Genomic DNA, 20,959 nt, shown 5'->3' on the forward strand with positions numbered 1-20,959 from the left:
CACGACACATGACAGCTCAAGATATTCCACACTACGAGACGCGTAACGCTATCTGCGAGTACGGCCGGAGCCTGCTCGACGACGACCTGACAACCGGGACTGGCGGGAACCTCAGCGCCCGGCTCGACGAGAACCACATCGCGATCAGCCCGTCGGGAATCCCCTATGGAGAGATCGAACCGGAAGACGTTCCGATCGTACACACGGACGGCACTGTCGTCGAGGGCGACGTCGACCCGTCGACGGAGCTGCCGATGCATCTGGCCGTCTACCGCGAGCGACCGGCGGTCGGCGGCGTCGTCCACACCCACTCGCCGTACGCGACGACGTTCGCCTCGCTTGGGGAGGGGATACCGGCATCGCACTACCTCCTCTCGTTCACCGGAACAGAGGTGCCCGTCGCCGAATACGAAACGCACGCGACCGAGAGACTCGGCGAGGCCGCCGTCGACGCGCTGGGCGAGTCGTTCAACGCCACGCTGTTGCGCAACCACGGCGTGCTGACCGCCGACGAGTCGCTGGACGACGCCTACACGGTCGCGCTGATGGTCGAGTACTGCGCCCGCATCCACCATCAGGCCCGGGCCATCGGCGAGCCGGAGATCCTCCCGGACGAGGAGATCGACCGGCTGGCCGATAAGCTCGACAGCTACGGACAGTGACCACTCGTGCGAACCACACCTGAGAGCATCCCATGAACCACGTCGCAATCGACATCGGCGCGAGCGGCGGGACGGTGTTCCTCGGCGAGGTGACCGAGTCCTCGTTCGCGGTACAGGAGGTCCACCGGTTCGACAACCGACCCGTCGAACGGGACGGCCGCTACGTCTGGGACGTCGACGCGCTGGTCGACCACATCGGCGACGGGCTCCGTGCGGCCGACGACCGCGCCGACGGCCTCGACACGGTCGGTATCGACACCTGGGGGCTCGACTTCGGACTCCTGTCCGACGGCGAACTGCTCCGGGACCCGGTCTCTTACCGCGACCCCGAGTCGACGGCCACGCGCGAGCAGGTTTTCGAGGCTGTCGGGAAGCGGCAGCTGTTCGACGCGACCGGCATCACGAACTGGAACACACCGAACACGCTGTGGCAACTCCACACTATCGCCGACCGCGAGCCCGAACTTCTCGAAGAAAGTGACGGCTTGCTCATGATGCCACAGCTCCTTTCGGCACGGATAGGGGGACAGCCGGCGGGCGACGTGACGATTGCCTCGACCACACAGATGGTCGATCCCGAGGCGCGGACGTGGGCCACCGACCTGCTCGACGAGCTGTCGGTTCCGATGGACCTGCTCCCGGATCTGTCCGAACCCGGTCAGCGCCTCGGTCCCGTCGACGACACCGTCATTTCGGGCCTGTCTTCGACGCCAGAGATCGTGATGCCGGCGAGCCACGACACGGCGGCGGCCGTCGCCGGCCTTCCGCTGGCCGAGGACGCCGCGTTTCTCAACACGGGGTCGTGGTTCATCCTCGGCGTCGAGCGAGGCGAACCAGTACGGACAGACGCCGCCTTCGAGCACGCCGTCTCGAACGAACTCGGCGTCGACGGGACCGTTCGGCTCCTGAAGAACATCAACGGGTTCTTTCTGCTCGAAGAATGCCGCAAAGCGTGGCGCGATGCGGACGATCCAGCCGATTACGATACGTTACTGTCGGCAGCCGAAAAAGCCCCGGCGCGGACCGCACTCGTCGATACGGACGCCGACACCTTCGGCATCGACGAGGCGATGCCTGACCAGATTCGGGCCTACTGTCGACGAACGGGCCAGCCCATGCCGACGGGGCAGGGCGGTATCGTCCGCTGTCTCCTCGACAGTCTGGCGGCGAAGACGGCGCTGGAACTCGACGCGCTCGCGGCAGTCGTCGAGGACCCACCGTCACGTATCGTTCTCGGCGGCGGCGGTGTCAGAAACGAGCTGTTCTGTCAGTTGCTGGCTGACGCTACCGACCGCCCAGTGTCGACTGGCCCAGTCGAGGCGACAGCTGTCGGCAACGTCCTCACACAGGCTGTCGCGGCCGGGACAGTGCCGGACATCGAAACCGGGCGGCAGTTGGTCGAGTCGGCGTTCGAGACGACGACCTACGAACCACAGGCTGGTGGCGAGTGGGACGACGCCAAAGATCGGTTGGCTGCACTGACCGACGATTCGTTGTCCGGGGCCTGACGCTTTTACCGCGAGGTGTAGCCGCCGTCCATCACGACGGTCGACCCCGTCATGTACGACGAGGCGTCCGACGCGAGGTAGACGACGAGCTCTTTCAGCTCCTCTGGTCGACCGAGACGGCCCATCGGCGTGTTCTCCAGCCAGGTCTCCTCCATCTCCGGGTTCTCTTCGAGCACCTCGTCGACGAGTTCGGTCCGCATGTACCCGGGCGCAATAGCGTTGACGCGGACGCCCTGATCGCCCCACTCGACCGCCAGCGACTGGGTCAGCATCCTGACGCCGGCTTTCGTCGTGTTGTAACTGGCCTGTTTCTGTGGGACGTTCACGTCGAACCCCGACATTGAGGAGATGTTGACGATGCGTCCCTCACCGCGGTTGAGCATCTGTTGACCGACGTGTTTGGCACAGAGAAAGACGCCGTCGAGGTTGACCGACACGACCCGCCGCCAGGACTCGACGCTCGTCTCCTCCGCCGGGGAGTTCTCGACGATGCCGGCGTTATTGACCAAGACGTCAATTGGCCCCAAGCGGTCGGTCACGTCCTCGACCATCGCCTCGACCGAGGATTCGTCCGTCACGTCGACCTCCGTCGCGATGACGTCCGTCTCGCCGTCCAGTTCCGAGGCCGTCCGCTCCGCTTTCTCAACGTTCACGTCCGCGATAGCGACGTCAGCCCCCATATCGGTGAGACCGGTCGCCATCTGTTTGCCGAGCCCCTGCGCCGCACCGGTGACGATAGCTGTCTCTCCGTCGAGGGAGAAACTGTCAAGTACACTCATGCGTACGCTTGGTGCTCTGGTAGCCTCCAGCATAAATGTACGGCTATCTCTGCCACACCTTTCCGCGGCCGATATCGGCAGCCAGTCATTACAAGTACTCCCTCACAGATAACATAGCTATGCAAATCACCGACTTCGAACTGTTCGCCGTGCCACCGCGGTGGTTGCTTCTAAAACTGGAGACTGACGAGGGGATCGTCGGCTGGGGTGAGCCCATCGTTCAAGGCCGGTTGGAGACGGTCCGTGCCGCTGTTACCGAGCTTATCGAGGCGTATCTCCTCGGGGCCGACCCGCTCCGAACCGAGTATCATTGGCGGAAGCTCTATCAGAGCGGCTACTTCCGCGGCGGCCCGATACTCATGAGCGCGCTTGCGGGTATTGACCACGCGCTCTGGGACATTAAGGGGCGACACTACGGTGCCCCGGTGCACGAACTACTCGGCGGGCACGTCCGCGATAAGCTACTCGTGTACCAGTGGCTCGGTGGCGACGACCCCGAGGATGTGGCTGTCGCCGCAAGAGAGGACCGGGAACGCGGCTACAGAGCGTTCAAGTTCAATTTCGCCCGGGAGTTTCGGCCGATTGAGACGCCGAATGCTGTCGATCATGCGGTTGAACGGGTGGCCGCAATCCGTGACGCCGTCGGTGACGACGCCCTCGTCGGCGTCGACTTCCACGGCCGCGTCTCGAAGCCGATGGCCGCAGATCTCGTCGAGCGACTCGAACAGTTCGATCTGATGTTCATCGATCAGCCACTGCTCCCCGAACACGACGACTCGTTTGCCAGTATCGCCGAGCGGACGACTGTTCCGATAGCGACTGGCGAACGGTTCTATTCCCGCTATGACTTCAAGCGCCTCCTCGTCGACGACGGGGTGTCGATACTCCAACCCGACGTGACCCACGTCGGTGGCATCAGCGAGATGCGCAAGGTCGCATCGATGGCGGAAGCGTTCGACGTGGCCGTCGTTCCGCACTGCCCGCTCGGCCCTGTCGCGTTCGCAGCGAGCCTGCAGGTCGGGTTTTGCGCCCAGAATGTCGTGTTGCACGAACAGGACCTCGATCTACACGACCCGGCGACGAGCCAGCGACTCAAGGTCCTAGAGGACCCGGAGACGTTTCAGTTCGAAGACGGCTACGTCAAACGGCCGACCGGCCCCGGACTCGGTATCGAGATCGACGAGGCTCTCATCCGTGAACTGGCACAGACGGAGGTCAATTGGTACAACCCGGTCTGGCACCACGAGGACGGAAGCGTCGCGGAGTGGTAACTGGACACGGTACGAATGGGGCGACCCACCCTGTGTATTTTTATGGCTCTGTTCCGTGCCACCAGGTATGCGAACTGCTGTACTGGTAGAACCAACTGAGTTCGAGCTGGAGGACCGTCCCAGACCGTCGCCCGGCCCCGATGAGGTACTTGTAGCCGTGCGAGACGTGGGTATCTGTGGCTCCGACGTCCACTACTACGAACACGGTCGTATCGGGGACTACGTCGTGGAAGACCCGCTCGTCCTCGGACACGAGAGCGCCGGCGAAGTCGTCGAGGTCGGCGAGAACGTTACTGATCACGAACCGGGGGACCGCGTCGCGCTCGAACCCGGCGTTCCGTGCCGTCGCTGTGCCCACTGCAAGCGCGGCGACTACCACCTCTGTGAATCAGTTCGGTTCATGGCGACGCCGCCACACGACGGCGCGTTCACAGAGTACGTCTCGTGGCCGGCCGATTTCGCCTACAAGCTTCCGGAGTCCGTCTCTACAGCTGAAGGGGCACTGTGTGAACCGCTTTCGGTCGGAATCCACGCCTGCCGCCGCGGTAGCGTCGGAACCGGAGATACAGTGCTGATAACCGGAGCGGGACCTATCGGGCTGATGGTGCTTGAGGCCGCGCGCGCCGCAGGCGCGACGGACATAATACTGACCGACGTTGTCGAGGAAAAACTAGAGTTCGCCGAAAAGCGGGGAGCAGACCTGACAGTCGACGTTACCGAGACGGATCTCGATACGGCAGTCGCCGAGTACACGGACGGCGTCGGTGCTGATGTGGTCGTCGAAGCCTCCGGTGCGGAGCCGTCGATCAAGTCGACAATCGACGTGGTCCGTCGGGGCGGCACGGTCGTTCTGGTGGGTCTGGCCAGCGAAGCGGAGGTCCCATTCGACGTGCTGGAACTCATCGACAACGAGGTCGACGTCCACGGCTCCTTCCGGTACAAGAACACCTACGACGCGGCTGTCGACCTGTTGGCCGACGGCGAAGTCGACGTCAAGGGCATAATCGACTTCGAATCCGAACTTGAAGACATCGACGACGCGTTCCGCCGATCCATGGAGCCGACTGTGGTCAAGGGCATGATATCACTTGATTCGTAACCGGCACTGCATTGGGAAGGTTGTTCCCAAAGAAGCGTGATATAATAGCTATACAGATATTGCTGAGCATTGGAAGGAATTTCAGCAGGTTCGTTGTACGCACGACCCCGCGACGCAACTCTGAAACAATCATTGAGGCGGTGTATTATCTGAATTGACGGCTTAATATCGCTAAAAGCCCACTGATTTGGGATTCCAGAGGGTTTCGGAAGGTACCCGAGAGATAACTCTCCGACTTTCACACTGCCCAGAGATAGCCAGTAGAGCGAAGTAAGGTATTCTATTTGAGATAGGCTTTCGCAGAACAGTTGGTTTCCTAGATTTTAGTTATACCCTGGCGGGACGTTCCATCACAGTGGTGTGTCCGAGTGAGATAGCCACGCACTGTGAGTAGCCGAACGGTTAAACCTCGCCACCGTTGTGGGCGGATATGGACCTCTCAATCGTTGACCTCTCTCCGGTCCCAAATGACGGAACTGCGACTGACGCGTATGCGAACACCGTCGACGCAGCCCAGCAGGCCGAACGCCTCGGCTATTCCCGGTTCTGGGTGGCGGAACACCACGGGATGGGGGATAAGCTCGCAGGAACAACACCCGAGGTACTGCTCGGCAGCCTCGCCGCCGAAACCGACTCAATCCGCCTCGGATCGGGAGCGGTCCTGCTCAATCACTACAGTCCATTCAAGATCGCAGAACTGTTCGGTTCGCTCGACGCGCTCGCGCCGGGACGCATCGACGCGGGGCTTGGGCGGGCCAACGGCTCTCCGGCCGTCGACCGGGCACTCGGGACGAACCGACGTGTCCGGAACCCCGACGAAGACCACGCCGAAAAAATCGAAGCCGTCGTTTCGCACCTCTACGACGGCTACCCGGATGGACACGCGTACAGTGATCTTGAAATCCCCCGGTCAGGTGGGGAGACACCAGTCCCGTGGGTTCTCGGGTCAAGTCCGTCGAGCGCCGCGCTGGCCGGCGAGCTTGGTCTGCGCTACTGTTTCGCCGCGTTCATCCGACCGGGGTTAGCCACCCGTTCCTTCGAGGAATACCGAACCCACTTCGAATCCTCGCAGTTGGCCGGCGGCGTCGACGAGCCACAGGGAATGGTCGCGGTAAACGCGGTCTGTGCCGAAACCGACGAGGAAGCGGCGCGGCTCCGCGCCGTGGCGGAAGCGTCATTCAAGCGGATGGAACGCGGGGTTGTCGGCACGACACCATCTGTCGAGGAAGCAATCGACGAGCTCGGGGCTGTGCCCGAACCGACGCCTGCCACGCTGGATGCCGGTGAGTGGCCGCGGGCGATTTCCGGCAGTCCAGAGACACTCAGCGACATACTCGAACAACTGTCTGACCGTGTTGGCGTCGATGAGATGATGATTCAGCACGTCGTCGGCAACCACGCTGACGCACTCCGCTCCCACGAGTTGCTCGCAGATGGTGTCGGCCTCACACCACGCTAACCACTTCTATTGGAGTGGAACGGGAACAGGTCACTGTGTTATCATCCCGTACATCTACGTTGTACCAGTAAAATCCCACTCAAAAGCCCGATTTGGGTTTTCTATACGTTAGTTACCGAGTTCGAGCGTATACGCACCCAATTTGAGGATAGTCAGTGGTATAACCCCCGTTCAAAGCGAGTTATAGGTTGAAATTTTATTATATAGATATAAAATCAACTTTCGCAGGACTAACTAGCCCCAAACGGTTTCAGATACAGCCTGTTCCGACCGACTCAGTCGTCTGCGACTGCAGTGGCGGTCGGTTCTGCTGGGTCAGCTTCGGACACCTCAGACGCAGTCGACCATTCCAGATCGCGCTCGTACTGGAAGGCATGGTGGTCCTGCGTGGGGTCGACAACGGTCAGCGAGAGCCAGTTGTTGTCGAGCAAGGTCGCCAGTTCCGCGTGGTCAGCGAGTACGTCGGTGACACGGTCGACCGGAGCGTGAATAACCGTCGAGAGGCGGAGCGGCTGATGGTGCGGGTCGTCGTCGGCCGCCATGAGCGACTGTAGCGGGAGGCCGGTCATCAGGTCGCCGCCGTTGCCCTGGTAGACGCCGACGTTGCCGACAGGGTTGTGAGTTACCTTCGACCCGCTCCCGTAGACAGCGTTATCGACTGTCGAGAAGTAGTACTGGGTGTTGATCCACTGCGTGACGACCATCGGCCCGGTGAGTATCGCCTCCAGCGCCTCGCCGTCAGGGTCGGTCGACCAATCGTAGGAGTGGAGGAAGGCGCGGCCGTCAAGGTCAACATCGCTCGTCAGTTCGCGGGGGCCGATAACGAAGCCGGCGTTGCCAGCCAGGCCCCACTCGGGGCGGGTCTCTGCCCAGTCGGCGGCGCGGCGTTGCGTTTCGCTGACCCCCGACGATGCATCGCTCCCCATTGATTCGGCACGCTCTGCAGCCGCGTTCTCGCGGGCGGTGGCGAGGTTGACGCGCAACTGCTTGAGGTCGTCGGCGTGGCTCTCAGGCATCTCGCTGTCGTACAGCTCTACTTCGTCGGTCGTCGTGTTGTGTTCGCCGGCCATGAAGACGGTATCTTCAGGGATTTCGAAGCCGCGGTCACGAAGCGCGGACCGGACTTCGGTGTCGTTGCAAATCGTCGCCAGCACGCGGGCGTTCGGGCCGCCGGGGTTGCCGGCGCAGGCACCACAGTCCAGACTCGAATCGTAGGGGTTGTTCGTCGTCTCACTGGCGTGCCCGGTGAAGACGACGAGGCGACTGAACGTCTCCCAGCCCAGCAGGTCGAACGCAGTGGCAGCGTACTCGACTTTTTCATCGGTGGTCAGCCCCACCGGCAGGTCACCGGCGTAGGTGTGCTGGTGGTGGACGAGCGGGTCACAGAACTCGTGGTCGTCGGGCACCGAGCCGTCAGCCGCATCGAACAGGTCGTGCACGCGTCCAGGAACAAGCGTGCGGGCCGCGAGCGCGAGGCCGTACCCGCTCCCAGCAGTTTCGACGAAGCCGTAGGCCGTAGCGGCGTTGGCCTCTAGCGTCTCGATGATTTCGTCGGCGGTGTCACGGATGCCCGACCAGCGGTCGTGGCTCTCCTGCGTGTCGTCGTCGATCGGCACGTCGGTGACGTGGTGCTGTGGATCGAGAATCGGGGGGCAGGCGTCGACCGACACATCGGTGTCGTAGCCCTGATACTCCATTGGAATGCCGAAGAAGCCGGCGTACCCGTGGGTCTCGTAGTCGCCCGTGGCCTCGATGTGGCGGCGGATGATCTCAGAGCGGGTGTCAATACAGAAGACCATCTGTGCGTCCGGGCGGCCCGAACGGTCGCTGTCAGCCAGCGACTGGCTCTCCGCGGCAACGGTCTCGACGAGGTCGCCGCGGTAGCTCGCTTCCCAGGCACGCAGGAACGCCCCGGCGAGTTCGGCAGCCGGGTCCGGGTCGATGCTGTCGTTCGAGGGAGCGATGGCAGCACCGACGGCGTCTGACAGGGCCAGACGCGCCGCGAGGTATCCAACCAGTGAAATCGGGTACGTCGACTGCCACGCGCCCTCGTCGTCGGCACGCTGCTTGATGAGTCCCGTCCAGCCAGGGAGAGCGGCCAGTTGCTCCTCGAAGATGGGCACCCACTGATTCTCCGGGTGGGATGCAAGCACGGTCTCGATGGTTTCAATGGGCGATTCAGGCAGCTCAGCGGTAATTCCTGCATCCGGGATTTCGCTGTCGTGCTCGGCAACCCCACGGAATGCAGCGTAGAACCCCGCTTCGCGGTTCGGCATCGACCAGTGGGCGCTCCCCTCATCGAGGAATGCTGACAGCCATTTCGTCAGGACCTGATCGACGTGGTCGGTTGCAATGTCAGAGTCACTGCCCGCGGCATCGGTCGCTTCGGCCATTCGGTCGAGCAATATCTCGGGTTCCTTCTCGTACCCGGCCTCGGAGAGTTCCGCGTCGAGAATTTCCGGGTCTATCTGGCCGCGCTGCAGCGCCGCATGGAACGTCCTCGTGCTGGGGTAGCCACGGCCGCCCAACAGGTCGGCTGCCTGTGTGACCGCCTCGCTGAACGGCTGGTCCTCGAACCCCGCGAGGGGGTTTGCCGTCACGAACGAGTGGATAGGCCAGAGGGAGCCGACGGTGGTCGCTGCGGTGTCGATACTGTCGTGGATGGTGGATTCAGTACTCATTGTAGTCCTCCGTCGTGGTCAGCACGGTGTCGGCCGATGGCTGGCCGGCGTTCAATAGCGCCACGTAGAGACGCTGGCTGCGCTCATGGATCCCAGTCTCGATGCCGATGTAGATGCCGACGAAGAAGACGGCGATTATGCCGTGGAGCAGCGTCAGTTCGGTCGTTGTGGGGCCGACAGGCATGAGCCCCGAGACACCCGTATAGACAACAGCATAGATAACGATGGCCGGGAAGAAGGCCACTGGGACGGCCCCGTAGCGGGCCGCCGTCGGAAGCGAGGTGTGCTGGACGGCGTTGCGCGCCGCATGGAGGGTCGTAAACACCACGAAGAAGGTCAGCAGGAGGCCGCTGTCGACATGCGTTCCCTTCCCTGTCAGCACTGTAAACACCGCGCCACCGGCGATGCCAGTCAGCAGCGTGACGACGCCGCCGACGATGCTCGTCGTCATTCCGATAGTGTGTGGCGTCCCCTCGCTCGGGGTAGTGTGTTCGACCTGTCCGCCGGCACTGAGGAACTGGTAGGCCTTGTAGAAGCCGTGCAGGATGAGATGGGTGATAGCAGCCCCAAAGAAGCCGAGGCCGGCCTGCATAATCATGAATCCCATCTGACCGACAGTCGAACAGCCGAGCTTACCCTTGATGTCCGTTTGAACTGATTTCAGGAGTTTTCCGCCAATGGCGCTAGCACCGCCGACAGCAACGATGCCGAGCATGAGCGCGGGGTCGACGGTGATGACCGGAGCAAAGCGAGTCAACAGAATGCCGCCCGCATTGACGAACCCGGCGTGCATCAGCGCGGAGGCAGGCGTTGGTGCGGTCATCGAGGAGAGGAGCCAGCCGTGGAACGGAACAAGTGCGGACTGAATCATTGCGGCGAGCACGAGTGCGCCTGCGGCGACCAGCCACACTGGACCGGCAAGCGTGTCGGCAGCCGCCGCAATTCCGGAGACAGTAGTCGCGCCAGTCGCCCACCACAGTGCCGTCAGCGCGACGCCGAGAAGCGCGCTGCTGGCGATGAAGTATTTGCGGGCAACCGTCGCAGCCGCCTGTGCCTGGTCCCAGCCGCTGACGATACCGATGAGTTTCGCCATCAGCAGCCCCATCGCGAGCCACAGCACGCCGAACAGGGCGAGGTGGTCAGCCGCGACCAGTCCCATCACAACCACCGTGAAGCCGAACACGGTGGCGAAAAAGCCGGTTTTGAGGCGACTGCCCGCCAGATAGCGGCGCGAATAGCTGTGAACGATACCGCTGAAGAAGGTGACGACCACCCACATCAGAACTGTCAGTCCGTCGACGGCGACAACGCCGGGTATCTCCCACGCGAACCCAGTTCGGATTCGGACGGCAAGCACAGCAATGCTCGCGGCAAACATCGACCACACGAGCCATGTGAGTGCGACGGGCACGAGCGGCGAGTCAGCCGTCGTGTCCGGGAGTGATCCAACCGTCTTCGGTGAGTTGCGTCCTGACATCGTTGTTCGTGGCCGATCACGGTAATCACGGAATGTGATCGACCGATTCTGGTTGTCTTCACCCCTACTGCGAACGTACTGGTTATTAAATCCTTCTATACTACCAATTTGTTCCAAAAGAAGTAGATTATAGAACATTATGTTTTTGCGTCTGATGCTCCGGCGATAAGCACTACCGTGGTAGCAGCCAGGTACTTCACAGCCTGTGTCGGCAATCTTCTTGGACAGCGGGTCCATTACTCATGTGCACACAGGTTCGGCTCTCAGGAGCGAATTGGATATCGAAAAGGGGCGAGATTACCAAACTGTTCGTTGGGGCAGCTCGAAAATCAGGCGGTGATTGAAGCGCGGCAGTTACTTCGATAACGTGTCAGGCCGTGTATTCCCATGGGCGCAGTCGTCCGACAAGCACTCCGCAACAGCAGCAGCCCCGCTCGCAGCTAGCTCTCGTTCTCGGAATCGAACTTACCGAAGGGCGTCGTCTCGTGACTCCGGACAAGTACTTCGTCGGCCACCGTCAGGCCCATATCGAGAAGTGCCTGCGCAACGGGCGTGATATCGCTATCCGATTCGCCGACAGCCGTCACAAGGAGGTTCTCCTCGCCGGTGACCAGTTCCTGTACCGATACCACACCGTCGATATCGAGGATTTCGGGGATTAAATCGCCTCGCTCGGGAATCGACGCAGTACAGTAGAGCAACATCCGGAGCGGGTAGCCCGCCTGCTGATAGTCAACATCAGCGCTGTAGCCTTTGATTACCTCGCTTGACTCCAGATGGTTGATGCGCTTGCGGACGGTGCTGTCGGACGTATCTGTTCGCTCTGCGATGTCCCCGGACGACATATTTCGAGCATCTTCCTGTAATGCGTACAGAATTGCTCTGTCCACGTCGTCAATTTCCTCGTCAGCCATACTAGTGTGTCCACAGCAAGGACACTTTACTGTTGTACGTTCCCCCAATAGCGCTGTTGTGGCTGGTACCACTGGCGAGGAGATTTCGACGTCCCTTGACACATTGTCAATCGATGGGTCAGACCTGAGTCTGGTATGACAGCACGGAGATTGTACTGTCCATGAGCAGGTCTGAGATGAAAGCGCAGCAAGCGACCAGCAGTTGGGATGGCTGGGCTAAGTCTGTCGCAGGCTTTTGTTTTCAGGCGCGCCTAAATTCCGAAGCAGTTATGTATTTTTAGGCTGGCCTAACATTTATGTCGAGATATGACATGAATCGCGAGGGTCCGACGAGACGTGACTACATGAAGTACAGCGGCGCGGTGGTGGGTGGGAGCTTGCTAGCGGGCTGTGCAGGTCAGTCCGGATCAGAAGCAGCCCCGACACAGACAGGCACAGGAGACCAATCAACGGCCGAACCAACGACGGCTGAGGATAGATACGCTGTTACGATGTCGCCCATGGGAACCGTCGAGTTCGAATCGGTTCCCCAGAGTGTGTTCACGATACTGGGCCACCACGTGGATATGCTGGTCGCACTCGGTCGAGGGGGTGCGATCAACGCAATGCACGCACCCGAATACCACCAGTCGCTGTATCAGAAGTTCCTCCACCGACTGGAAGGCGTCTCAATCGACTGGGACGGGCTGTACTCCTCGTGGCCGCCGTCGAAAGAGAAACTGTACGAACTCGATAGCGATGTGCACATAGCGGACCCAGCGAAGGTTGCGACGGCCGAGGGATGGGACGATAGTAGCCTCGAAGAGATAGGCTCGAACGTCGCCCCGTGGTTCGGCAACACACTCAGTGGCACCCAGCAGGAACCACCGTCAGGGTGGGGCGATGCGTATGACTACTATACGCTCTGGGAAATCTTCGGAAAGATCGCGGAGGTCTTTCGGGAAAGAGACCGATACGCAGCGTTCGTATCTGTCCGTGATTCGATGCTGCAAGCTATCAACGCGGGCCTGCCGTCGGAAAGTGAACGGCCGAGCGCGGCACTGGTCCTGTTCTCCACATCCGGGGAGAAAATCTGGGGCTATAAGATGAACCACCCGGGCTACTACGCTGCTCACACCCGCCCGCTGGGTGCGACCGATGCGTTAGCCGATGCTGTCGGTGACGGGTACGGCGACGACGGCCGGAATATTACACTCGACACCGAACTACTTCTCGAAGCTGATCCAGACGTACTGCTCGTCCTCGGGCCAATGGCGGGGTCCCACAATCTCGACGATATTCGGTCACAACTGGCGGACAACGAGGTTACAAGAGAAATAACTGCTGTCCAAGAGGGGCGGATATACGCGCAAGGTGCCCGTCGGCAGGGTCCGATTCTGAACCTGTTCCAGACTGAGATGACCGCGAAACAACTGTACCCCAACCAGTTCGGCGAGTGGCCGGGCTACGTCGACGGTGATCCGTACCCCGAAATCCCCGCCGAGGAACAGCTGTTCGACCGCCAGCGGGTCGCTGACATAATCACGGGTGCGGGACAGTGACTGACGCCGAGAGGACATCGTCTGAACGCCCAACGCGCAGAGAGTATATCAAGGGTGCCGGGGTGATTGTCGGCGGCAGTTTACTCGCCGGGTGTGCCGGCGATGCAGTCTCAGAATCCACCGCTACTGAGGATAAAGCGACAGCCACGGCGACCGAGACGGAATCATATACCGTCTCCATGGAGCCGGTTGGCGACGTTACGTTCCAGACGGTTCCCGAGCGATGGCTTCCCTACGGTGGCGCCTACGCCGATATGGGCGTGGCCCTCGGACAGGCCGATGGCCTCACAGGTATTGGCGGGGGAGATCGCTATTACACGTACGTCTACGATGAGCTTCCCGGTGTTTCCGTCGATCAAGAGACGATTGACGCGAATCCGGAGGTCCGAACGAAAGAGGAATTTTACGAACTCGACAGCGACGTACACCTCTATGACCCACAGATGCTCGTCAACTGGTTCGACTGGTCGCAGTCGGACATCGACGAAATCACTGAGAACGTCGCTCCGTTCATCGGGAATCTGATATTCCGTCGTTCGGATAACTGGCACGACTACCGGTATTACACGCTCTATCAGGCCTTCGAGAAGGTCGCGGAGGTGTTTCAGGAACAGGCACGGTACGAGGGGTTCAAACAATTACACGACGACTACATCGCGGACCTCCAGAGTCAACTCCCGCCGGCCGAGGAGCGTCCGAACGTCCTCCTCACCTACGAGGGTACCAACGAGCCGGAGTCGTTCTCTCCCTATCGACTGAACGACAAGGGCACGAGCAAGAAGCAATGGCGTGACCTCGGCGTTACTGATGCGCTTGCCGGAACCGATATTGAGAACCTCAGTACGACTAATCGGGGCGAATACGACTACGAAACGCTTCTATCGGTTGATCCAGACGTTATCCTCATCCGCGGCCACGAGCGGAAATCAGCGACTGAATTCCGAGAGACCATCTTGCAGTTCATGCAGAACCACACCGTCGGCAGTCAATTAACTGCGGTACAGAACGAGCGCGTGTATCGCGGTGGCTACCTCCGACAGGGGCCGATTCACAATTTCTTTTTGACCGAACGGGCGGCCCAACAGCTCTACCCCGATATCTTCGGCGACGTGACCTCGGATACCGAACTGTTCGACCGGCAGCAAATCGCCGATATCGTCACGGGTGATTTCGAATGACTGATCCAGATAGAGCGGCGTGCGAATGGCCGACGCGGAGAGATATAGTCAGAAGTAGCGGGGCACTCGCTTTCGGCGGCTTCCTCGCCGGTTGTTCGGGCGAGAGTGGTCAGGAGTCTTTGGTGACCGAGGGCAGCGACATGACCACAGCTACCGGAGCGGGCGGTACTGAGACCGATCCAGCGACTTCCGACGGGGCATATTCAGTGACGATGGAGCCAGTCGGAACCGTCGAATTCGAAACGGTGCCCGAGACAATCGCCCCGTTCACAGCGGACTACATCGATATGCTAGTCGCGCTCGGTCACGGCGACGCAGTACAGTCGATCTGGTACCGCGGTCGGTACAAAACGCTACACTACGAGGAACTCGATGGGGTGTCCATCGACCTTGGCAGGCTCACACAGCTCTGGAGCGACGGTATCTCGAAGGAGCCGTTCTACGAGATGAACTCGGACCTGCACCTCATCGACCCACACGGGCTGACAAACTGGCTTGGAGCGTGGGATCAGTCGGACCTCACAGAAATTCGGGAGAACGTCGCACCGTTTCTCGGGAATCTCATCTTTCGCCAGACTGACGACTGGCACGACTACCGGTACTACTCGCTGTACGAGGCGTTCGAGAAGGTGGCTGAAATGGTTCAGGAACGGACGCGCTTTGAGGCGATCCGTTCAATCCACGACGAACTGGTCGAAACGGTGCAGGCTCGGCTCCCGGCGCCAACGGATCGGCCAAACGCCGCGCTCATGTTCGCCGGCGAGGAGCCGGAGGCGTTCACGCCGTATCGGATCAGCGGGAACGGGGCCAACAAAGAACACTTCCAGACGCTCGGCATTTCTGACGCCTTTGCCGATACCGGAGTTGAGGGGTACTCTGGCTCGGAGTCGCTCGATTACGAGACGTTACTGGAGATAGATCCGGACTCACTCCTTCTGCGATACCATCGCGAAGGGAAGACCCGGGAGGAATTCGAGAACTCCGTACTCGCCTCTATGAAAGACCACGAAGTGGGCAGCCAGTTGCGGGCCGTCCAGAATGACATGGTGTTTCGCGGCGGCCCGATTTACGCCGGCCCGCTGCATAACCTATTCATGATCGAACGGTACGCGAAGCGCTACTTCCCAGAGGAGTTCACAGAGACGCACCTGTTCGACCGAGATCACCTCGCGACGATTATCACCGACGGTAGAGACGAATGACGGCACCATTTTCCAGCACAGCCCGTTACAGGCGTCTCCCAGTGGCTCCGCCGTCGTGCGAATAGACTTGGAAAGACTTTTACACAGATTCGAGTTCAATTTTACATAGATGTCCACAGCGACCATACGTAACGTCCTCCGCGGTGACGGCGACCGGTTCGTCTACATCGTCTCCGCGTTAGCCGCATTGAACGGACTGTTGTTCGGGTTCGACACCGGGATCATCTCGGGCGCGTTCCTGTTCATCCAGGACTCGTTCGTCATGTCGCCGCTTGTCGAGGGGATCATCGTCAGTGGCGCGATGGCCGGGGCCGCGGCCGGTGCAGCCGTGGGTGGCCAGTTAGCCGACCGCCTCGGTCGCCGTCGGCTCATCCTCATTGCGGCCATCGTATTCTTCGTCGGATCGTTCACGATGACCGTCGCGCCGACCGTCCCCATCCTCGTCGCCGGTCGGCTTATCGACGGCGTCGCTATCGGCTTCGCGTCGATTGTCGGTCCGCTGTACATCTCCGAAATCGCACCACCAGAGATCCGTGGCGGACTCACCTCGCTCAATCAGCTCATGGTGACCACCGGAATCCTGCTCTCGTATTTCGTCAACTACGCGTTCGCCGACGCTGGCGCGTGGCGCTGGATGCTCGGTGCCGGGATGGTCCCGGCCGTCGTGCTCGCTATTGGTATTCTGAAAATGCCCGAAAGCCCACGCTGGCTCTTCGAACACGGGCGGACAGACGAGGCCAGAGCCGTGCTCAAGCGAACGCGGTCCGGCGGTGTCGAGCAGGAACTCGACGAGATCCAAGAGACCGTCGAAACACAGTCCGAAACCGGCATTCGGGACCTGCTAGCTCCATGGCTTCGCCCAGCGCTCGTGGTCGGACTCGGACTCGCCGTCTTCCAGCAGATCACCGGTATCAACGCGGTCATCTACTACGCCCCGACAATTCTCGAGTCCACTGGCCTCGGAAATGTGGCCTCGATCCTCGCGACAGTCGGTATCGGGACAATTAACGTCGTGATGACGGTCGTGGCAATCATGCTCGTCGACCGCGTCGGTCGACGCCGACTCCTGCTTGTCGGTGTCGGTGGAATGGTTGCAACCCTCGCCGTCCTCGGCACCGTGTTCTACCTGCCCGGGCTTGAAGGCGGCCTCGGCATCATCGCCACGATCAGTCTGATGCTGTTCGTGTCCTTTTTCGCGATCGGCCTCGGTCCAGTCTTCTGGCTCCTGATCTCAGAAATATACCCGCTTTCCGTTCGTGGGTCGGCGATGGGCCTCGTCACCGTCGCCAACTGGGGTGCAAATCTCCTCGTGTCGCTGACGTTCCCCGTCCTGACTGACGGCGTCGGAACCTCTGCGACGTTCTGGCTGTTCGGCCTCTGCAGTCTCGCGGGACTGGTGTTTGTCTACCGCTACGTCCCCGAAACCAAGGGCCGGACGCTTGAGGCAATCGAAGACGACCTCCGGCAGAACATCTCACTGGCTGACTGAGCCGACCATCGGAACGGCCGGCGAAGCCACCGGTTGCGTCTGTTTCACATACCGAGACGGTCTAACGCACGTTCGAGCCTCGGGAGTTCGTCTTCGCCGAAAAACCGGACGTTCTCCAGCGCGTGAAAGGCGACATACACGTCGCGTCGCTCTTCGAAGTATCCCGCAGAGATGTCGCGGTGTTGTCGGTATTCATCATAGAACGCCGCCCCGATCGAATCCAGTCGGTCGACGTACGCCAGATCAACTTCAGCGTGACCGAAATAGATCGCTGGATCGAGGACGGCCCGAACGGTTCCGTCAGCCACCACAGCGTTTCCAGGATGGATATCGCCGTGCAGCAAGGACGGCGTGGCCGGTTCGACGAGGCGAGCGTCGAGCGTTTCCGCCAGTCGCTGCACTCGGTCGAACTCGCCGGCTGGCAAGGCCCCTTCGTTCCGTGCGGCCGTTGCAAAAGGGAGGAGCCGTTGCGCACGGAAGAAATCGATCCACGAATCGGTCCACGGGTTCGACTGACTGAATGGGCCCGAAAGGGTATCGAACGGAAAGCCGAACGCGTCAGCCGAAGTGTCGTGGAGAGCCGCAACGTGTCGCGCGAGGTCGCGTTCGGCCCGCTCGTCGAATCGGCCGTCGCCGCGAATAAACGACAGTACGAGCAGTTCCGGTTCGACGTGGAGGGCTTCCGGAACCGGGAGAGGCGTGTCACGGTCGAGGTACTGAAGCATTGCCGCCTCGATTCCGAGCGGCGAGTCGTCGACTTTCACCGCCACATCAGGACGGTCGTGAAACGACACACGGTAGACCGACCCGACTTCTCCGCCGTCGAGCGCCGTCGCGTCGTGAGCGTCGGCGTTCAGTACGCTCGAAACCCGCTGTAGGACTGTCGCTTTCGTTCGTTTCGCGCCCGTCCCGTCGTCCATATTCAGCGTACGAAAAGCGGTCCAATAGGTCTGTTTGTCTCTGTCTCGGCAGGGGAAACAAAGCTGTCCGAACCTGACTGCAGACTTCCGAGAACAGGCAGTGCTCAAAACGGCTGGATACTACACGGACCGGTCAGCGCTGGCCCCAAACTGCACGACGAGTCGCTCCGTGGCGAGAGCGTACACGGTCATCTCCGTCCCCTTCTCCGAGTACCACGTTTCTGCGGGTTCGATAAGGTCAGCTTCACAGAGGCGGTCGAGGTGATAGGAAACGCTCTGGAGCGAGCGGTCGACTGCGTCCGCGATATCCGATGCTGTCCGCGGGTTATCCCTGACCGCCCCAAGTATCTCCTGAGCGGCCTCAGATGAAAGGATCTGGAGGACATCAGTCGGCTCGGTACCGTTGACTACGACGTTCGTCTGCTCTCGGGGTGCATAGTCAACCGGCGGGTGGTGGGGGAAGACGCTTGCCATGAATTGTAGGGTGGGTAGTGACGGTCGTTTCTATTTGTTCGGCTCAATCCGAACAAACCAATCAAACAATTTAATACTTACGGAAGCAATAGGCAGAGGTATGACGCAGCAGGGTACGTGGCAAACAGGGCAGCCAGTTCGTATGCATGAGTGATGCTGACAGTTCGGTCGCACGAGAACGCGTCATCGAATCGATGGAGCAATCAGCCGAGGTGTACGGCCTCAGCCGAAGTTCTGGGCGTATTTATGGCGTGCTGTACTTCGCTGCAGAACCGCTCTCTATCCCAGAACTGGTCGACGAAACTGGCTACGCGAAATCGACGGTGAGTAACGTCACACGGACGCTGTCGCGTGTCGGCCTCATCCACCGCAAGTCGTCTGCAGGCGGCGGCAGACGCGTCAGGTTCGAGGCCGAACGCGATGTCTGGTTCATCCTGCAGGACGTGTTCCAGCAATACATCCAGCGGGAAGTCCAGACGACGCTCCGGACCATCCGCCGAGCGGAAGAGCAGGTCCCCCCAGATGCTCGCGAGCAGGAGCATATCCAGAACCTCCGCGAGACGTACGAAGACCTAGAAGAAATCGTACAGCTCGCGTCGGACTACTCGGCCGCCGAACTCCGCGAGGCGCTCGAAGCGTACGAGCAGTAGTCGCCGCGTTACCAGTAGACCGTATAGGTACACACATCGTCCCCGTTCCGGCGACACGTGTCGCCCGTCTCCTCGATAAAGACGAACGCGTCGACTGGCGCGTACTGCTGGGCAACCCCACGGATGAGGCCACGGTCGAACGGACACGGATACGGGTTCTCACAGGTCACCTCGCCGGTCCGGTCGCCCACGGATTCGAAGCGGTACTGCCCGATGTCTCCGCCACGGTGATTCCGCTGGTAAGCCTCGTCTATGGACCGGAGGCCCGCCGGAACAGTATCAAAGTCGTCCGGCCAATCCGCGACGTGAGGGATCTGTTCGCCGAGTCGGTCGAGGACGTGCGGTTGCAGGTCATCGGCAATCGTCTCGAACGCGTTCAGCCAAGCCTGCTGTGGGTACCACTCGTCAGCCGCTGGTTCGGTGATTCCCTCGGCAGCGAGCGCCGTTAACGCCCGTTCCCGGTACTCATCCGAGAACTTCCCCATCGCCGCCTCGACTATCGTGAGTACGGTTTGCCCGTTGATTTCGACGGCCGGGTCAAACGCGTCGTAAGATGCCATGCTGTCCGGGCGTTCACAGGGAGAAAAATAAAAACCGACCATACACACGGCAGAATCGCACTTTCAGCTCGTGGAGAGAACGCCGAAACGCGGTTGCCACCCTGCTGCCTGCATCCCCAGTCTCGACAACGCCTCGTCGTCACTCTCGCACGGTTCGCAAGGGCGTGACGGCACCACACAGACCGTACGAGATAGCCTTTCCGTACGATGCGCCCCGTGACTGTCCGGCCTCCGCTCCGGTTCCGACCTCGGTGACCCACGCCGGCCGAGTCACTGTCGTCTCGCTCGACTCGAACTGGAAGGAGATGTCGATCGTTTTCGGGTCATCACCTGTCAGTCTGGCCAGAGCAAGTTCTGCATACGTCCCCGCGGGCCTCGTCTGGTCCCACGTAACCGTCGCGGAGCGAACGGCAGTCGTGTCACCGGCTGTTCGCACTGTGCCTGTCGCTTCGGTGATGTGGTACGTTTCTCTCCCCTCGTACCAGCCGTTTTTCGGGTTGTAGACGGCCGTCGCCTGAGAGGTGTCGGTATCTCGTTCGTATCCGACGGGGTACAGGCTCATGACGACTACTGACGCCGCTCCCGAGACCTCGTCGGCCACATTCTCTGACTCCTGCTTGACAATAAACGTGACAGCCCCCTCAGTCTGGTTCACCCGGAGGAGTTCTCGATCGGTATCGCTCTGGATCTGCGCTCGTCGGCGGTCGGTACTGCCGTCATCCTCGACAGTGATACGACTGTAGACCGGATCGTCCGATGACGCCTGATACTGTTCTGTTCGGACAGCACCTTCGTCAATGGACAGGTAGCGCCCGCCGTCAGCAGTCACAACACCCTCGAATTCGAGCGCGGTCACACTGTCCACAACAATCGCTCCCGTCGCCCGGTACTCGTCGGCCTCAGGCACTGTAAACCGCTCATCGACCGGTTGCTTCGAGTGCGGATCGACAGTGGTAAACGGATACACAGCGGCGAAGACAAGCGCGAGACAGCACAGCGCCAGCGCACCGTTGAGTAGCCTCGCGGTACGACGGTCCATATTTCAGTGCCAAGACTGATCAAGTAAAGCTATTCGAAAACCGCAGTGAGACCGCT

General features: G+C 60.8%; 18 protein-coding genes. 10 read left to right on the plus strand and 8 right to left on the minus strand.

Features of this window, described 5'->3' with window-relative positions; translation table 11 throughout:
* The first annotated feature begins 8 nt into the window (after positions 1–8).
* Both G9463_RS04270 and G9463_RS04275 read left to right on the plus strand, forming a co-directional pair.
* Complete coding sequence (locus G9463_RS04270; RefSeq protein ID WP_165896049.1) at positions 9–662, plus strand: class II aldolase/adducin family protein; 654 nt, start codon at positions 9–11, stop codon at positions 660–662.
* A 32-nt stretch (positions 663–694) separates the two neighbouring features.
* Positions 695–2,170: a rhamnulokinase family protein gene (locus tag G9463_RS04275; protein WP_165896050.1), complete on the plus strand. Its 1,476-nt coding sequence runs from the start codon at positions 695–697 to the stop codon at positions 2,168–2,170.
* A 5-nt stretch (positions 2,171–2,175) separates the two neighbouring features.
* Here the strand turns inward: G9463_RS04275 and G9463_RS04280 are convergent, their stop codons facing one another.
* Positions 2,176–2,949, minus strand: a complete 774-nt coding sequence (locus G9463_RS04280) for an SDR family NAD(P)-dependent oxidoreductase (protein ID WP_165896051.1) — start codon at positions 2,947–2,949, stop codon at positions 2,176–2,178.
* Positions 2,950–3,068: 119 nt separating this feature from the next.
* On the opposite strand from G9463_RS04280, the gene dgoD reads away from it, so the two are divergent.
* The 3 genes from dgoD to G9463_RS04295 all read left to right on the plus strand — a co-directional run bounded on the left by dgoD (position 3,069) and on the right by G9463_RS04295 (position 6,778).
* Complete coding sequence (gene dgoD / locus G9463_RS04285) at positions 3,069–4,220, plus strand: galactonate dehydratase (RefSeq protein WP_127014571.1); 1,152 nt, start codon at positions 3,069–3,071, stop codon at positions 4,218–4,220.
* Between the two features lie 67 nt (positions 4,221–4,287).
* A complete protein-coding gene (locus tag G9463_RS04290) occupies positions 4,288–5,319 on the plus strand; it encodes an NAD(P)-dependent alcohol dehydrogenase (RefSeq protein ID WP_165896052.1) in 1,032 nt (343 codons plus the stop codon).
* A 430-nt stretch (positions 5,320–5,749) separates the two neighbouring features.
* On the plus strand, positions 5,750–6,778 hold the full coding sequence (locus G9463_RS04295; protein ID WP_165896053.1) for an LLM class flavin-dependent oxidoreductase: 1,029 nt from the start codon (positions 5,750–5,752) through the stop codon (positions 6,776–6,778).
* Between the two features lie 275 nt (positions 6,779–7,053).
* Here the strand turns inward: G9463_RS04295 and G9463_RS04300 are convergent, their stop codons facing one another.
* The 3 genes from G9463_RS04300 to G9463_RS04310 form a co-directional block, all read right to left on the minus strand.
* The gene (locus G9463_RS04300; RefSeq protein ID WP_165896054.1) at positions 7,054–9,459 is read right to left on the minus strand and encodes a DUF2309 domain-containing protein; all 2,406 of its coding nucleotides are present in this window, start codon (positions 9,457–9,459) and stop codon (positions 7,054–7,056) included.
* Positions 9,449–10,936: a proton-conducting transporter membrane subunit gene (locus G9463_RS04305; RefSeq protein ID WP_165896055.1), complete on the minus strand. Its 1,488-nt coding sequence runs from the start codon at positions 10,934–10,936 to the stop codon at positions 9,449–9,451. Before G9463_RS04305 ends, G9463_RS04300 begins: the two co-directional genes overlap by 11 nt.
* 440 nt (positions 10,937–11,376) lie before the next feature.
* Positions 11,377–11,850 carry an Lrp/AsnC family transcriptional regulator gene (locus G9463_RS04310; protein WP_004965861.1) on the minus strand — a complete coding sequence of 158 codons (474 nt, stop codon included), beginning with the start codon at positions 11,848–11,850 and terminating at the stop codon, positions 11,377–11,379.
* 311 nt (positions 11,851–12,161) lie between these two features.
* On the opposite strand from G9463_RS04310, the gene G9463_RS04315 reads away from it, so the two are divergent.
* The 4 genes from G9463_RS04315 (at position 12,162) to G9463_RS04330 (ending at position 17,260) form a co-directional block, all read left to right on the plus strand.
* Entirely contained in the window at positions 12,162–13,391 is a 1,230-nt protein-coding gene (locus tag G9463_RS04315; RefSeq protein ID WP_370457891.1) for an ABC transporter substrate-binding protein, read from the plus strand.
* A complete protein-coding gene (locus G9463_RS04320; protein WP_127014566.1) occupies positions 13,388–14,569 on the plus strand; it encodes an ABC transporter substrate-binding protein in 1,182 nt (393 codons plus the stop codon). The genes G9463_RS04315 and G9463_RS04320 overlap by 4 nt, the downstream gene beginning before the upstream one ends.
* Complete coding sequence (locus G9463_RS04325) at positions 14,566–15,771, plus strand: ABC transporter substrate-binding protein (RefSeq protein ID WP_165896056.1); 1,206 nt, start codon at positions 14,566–14,568, stop codon at positions 15,769–15,771. Before G9463_RS04320 ends, G9463_RS04325 begins: the two co-directional genes overlap by 4 nt.
* A 109-nt stretch (positions 15,772–15,880) precedes the next feature.
* A complete protein-coding gene (locus tag G9463_RS04330; RefSeq protein WP_165896057.1) occupies positions 15,881–17,260 on the plus strand; it encodes a sugar porter family MFS transporter in 1,380 nt (459 codons plus the stop codon).
* Positions 17,261–17,304: 44 nt separating this feature from the next.
* On the opposite strand, the gene G9463_RS04335 is transcribed toward G9463_RS04330, so the two are convergent.
* Together G9463_RS04335 and G9463_RS04340 are read right to left on the minus strand one after the other, a co-directional pair.
* A complete protein-coding gene (locus tag G9463_RS04335; protein WP_165896058.1) occupies positions 17,305–18,180 on the minus strand; it encodes a fructosamine kinase family protein in 876 nt (291 codons plus the stop codon).
* A gap of 120 nt (positions 18,181–18,300) precedes the next feature.
* Positions 18,301–18,654 carry a transcriptional regulator gene (locus G9463_RS04340; protein WP_007188516.1) on the minus strand — a complete coding sequence of 118 codons (354 nt, stop codon included), beginning with the start codon at positions 18,652–18,654 and terminating at the stop codon, positions 18,301–18,303.
* A gap of 146 nt (positions 18,655–18,800) precedes the next feature.
* Here G9463_RS04340 and G9463_RS04345 point away from each other — a divergent pair, with 146 nt between their 5' ends.
* The gene (locus G9463_RS04345) at positions 18,801–19,304 is read left to right on the plus strand and encodes a GbsR/MarR family transcriptional regulator (RefSeq protein WP_007188515.1); all 504 of its coding nucleotides are present in this window, start codon (positions 18,801–18,803) and stop codon (positions 19,302–19,304) included.
* Between the two features lie 8 nt (positions 19,305–19,312).
* Here the strand turns inward: G9463_RS04345 and G9463_RS04350 are convergent, their stop codons facing one another.
* Positions 19,313–19,864: a hypothetical protein gene (locus G9463_RS04350; RefSeq protein ID WP_004965841.1), complete on the minus strand. Its 552-nt coding sequence runs from the start codon at positions 19,862–19,864 to the stop codon at positions 19,313–19,315.
* Between the two features lie 139 nt (positions 19,865–20,003).
* Positions 20,004–20,903: a hypothetical protein gene (locus tag G9463_RS04355; RefSeq protein WP_165896059.1), complete on the minus strand. Its 900-nt coding sequence runs from the start codon at positions 20,901–20,903 to the stop codon at positions 20,004–20,006.
* Positions 20,904–20,959 lie beyond the last annotated feature (56 nt).

Origin of the sequence: Haloarcula sp. JP-Z28 (assembly GCF_011440255.1) — an archaeon.
GTDB lineage: Archaea > Halobacteriota > Halobacteria > Halobacteriales > Haloarculaceae > Haloarcula > Haloarcula marismortui.

What these genes read in the sequence shown, in the direction of transcription:
- G9463_RS04310 (WP_004965861.1), bottom strand. Translation starts at nt 11,850, where the DNA reads ATGGCTGACGAGGAAATTGACGACGTGGACAGAGCAATTCTGTACGCA.
- G9463_RS04350 (WP_004965841.1), bottom strand. Translation starts at nt 19,864, where the DNA reads ATGGCATCTTACGACGCGTTTGACCCGGCCGTCGAAATCAACGGGCAA.
- G9463_RS04305 (WP_165896055.1), bottom strand. Translation starts at nt 10,936, where the DNA reads ATGTCAGGACGCAACTCACCGAAGACGGTTGGATCACTCCCGGACACG.
- G9463_RS04345 (WP_007188515.1), top strand. Translation starts at nt 18,801, where the DNA reads ATGAGTGATGCTGACAGTTCGGTCGCACGAGAACGCGTCATCGAATCG.
- G9463_RS04270 (WP_165896049.1), top strand. Translation starts at nt 9, where the DNA reads ATGACAGCTCAAGATATTCCACACTACGAGACGCGTAACGCTATCTGC.
- G9463_RS04325 (WP_165896056.1), top strand. Translation starts at nt 14,566, where the DNA reads ATGACTGATCCAGATAGAGCGGCGTGCGAATGGCCGACGCGGAGAGAT.
- G9463_RS04300 (WP_165896054.1), bottom strand. Translation starts at nt 9,459, where the DNA reads ATGAGTACTGAATCCACCATCCACGACAGTATCGACACCGCAGCGACC.
- G9463_RS04355 (WP_165896059.1), bottom strand. Translation starts at nt 20,903, where the DNA reads ATGGACCGTCGTACCGCGAGGCTACTCAACGGTGCGCTGGCGCTGTGC.
- dgoD (WP_127014571.1), top strand. Translation starts at nt 3,069, where the DNA reads ATGCAAATCACCGACTTCGAACTGTTCGCCGTGCCACCGCGGTGGTTG.
- G9463_RS04330 (WP_165896057.1), top strand. Translation starts at nt 15,881, where the DNA reads ATGTCCACAGCGACCATACGTAACGTCCTCCGCGGTGACGGCGACCGG.
- G9463_RS04340 (WP_007188516.1), bottom strand. Translation starts at nt 18,654, where the DNA reads ATGGCAAGCGTCTTCCCCCACCACCCGCCGGTTGACTATGCACCCCGA.
- G9463_RS04335 (WP_165896058.1), bottom strand. Translation starts at nt 18,180, where the DNA reads ATGGACGACGGGACGGGCGCGAAACGAACGAAAGCGACAGTCCTACAG.
- G9463_RS04315 (WP_370457891.1), top strand. Translation starts at nt 12,162, where the DNA reads ATGAATCGCGAGGGTCCGACGAGACGTGACTACATGAAGTACAGCGGC.
- G9463_RS04295 (WP_165896053.1), top strand. Translation starts at nt 5,750, where the DNA reads ATGGACCTCTCAATCGTTGACCTCTCTCCGGTCCCAAATGACGGAACT.
- G9463_RS04280 (WP_165896051.1), bottom strand. Translation starts at nt 2,949, where the DNA reads ATGAGTGTACTTGACAGTTTCTCCCTCGACGGAGAGACAGCTATCGTC.
- G9463_RS04275 (WP_165896050.1), top strand. Translation starts at nt 695, where the DNA reads ATGAACCACGTCGCAATCGACATCGGCGCGAGCGGCGGGACGGTGTTC.
- G9463_RS04290 (WP_165896052.1), top strand. Translation starts at nt 4,288, where the DNA reads ATGCGAACTGCTGTACTGGTAGAACCAACTGAGTTCGAGCTGGAGGAC.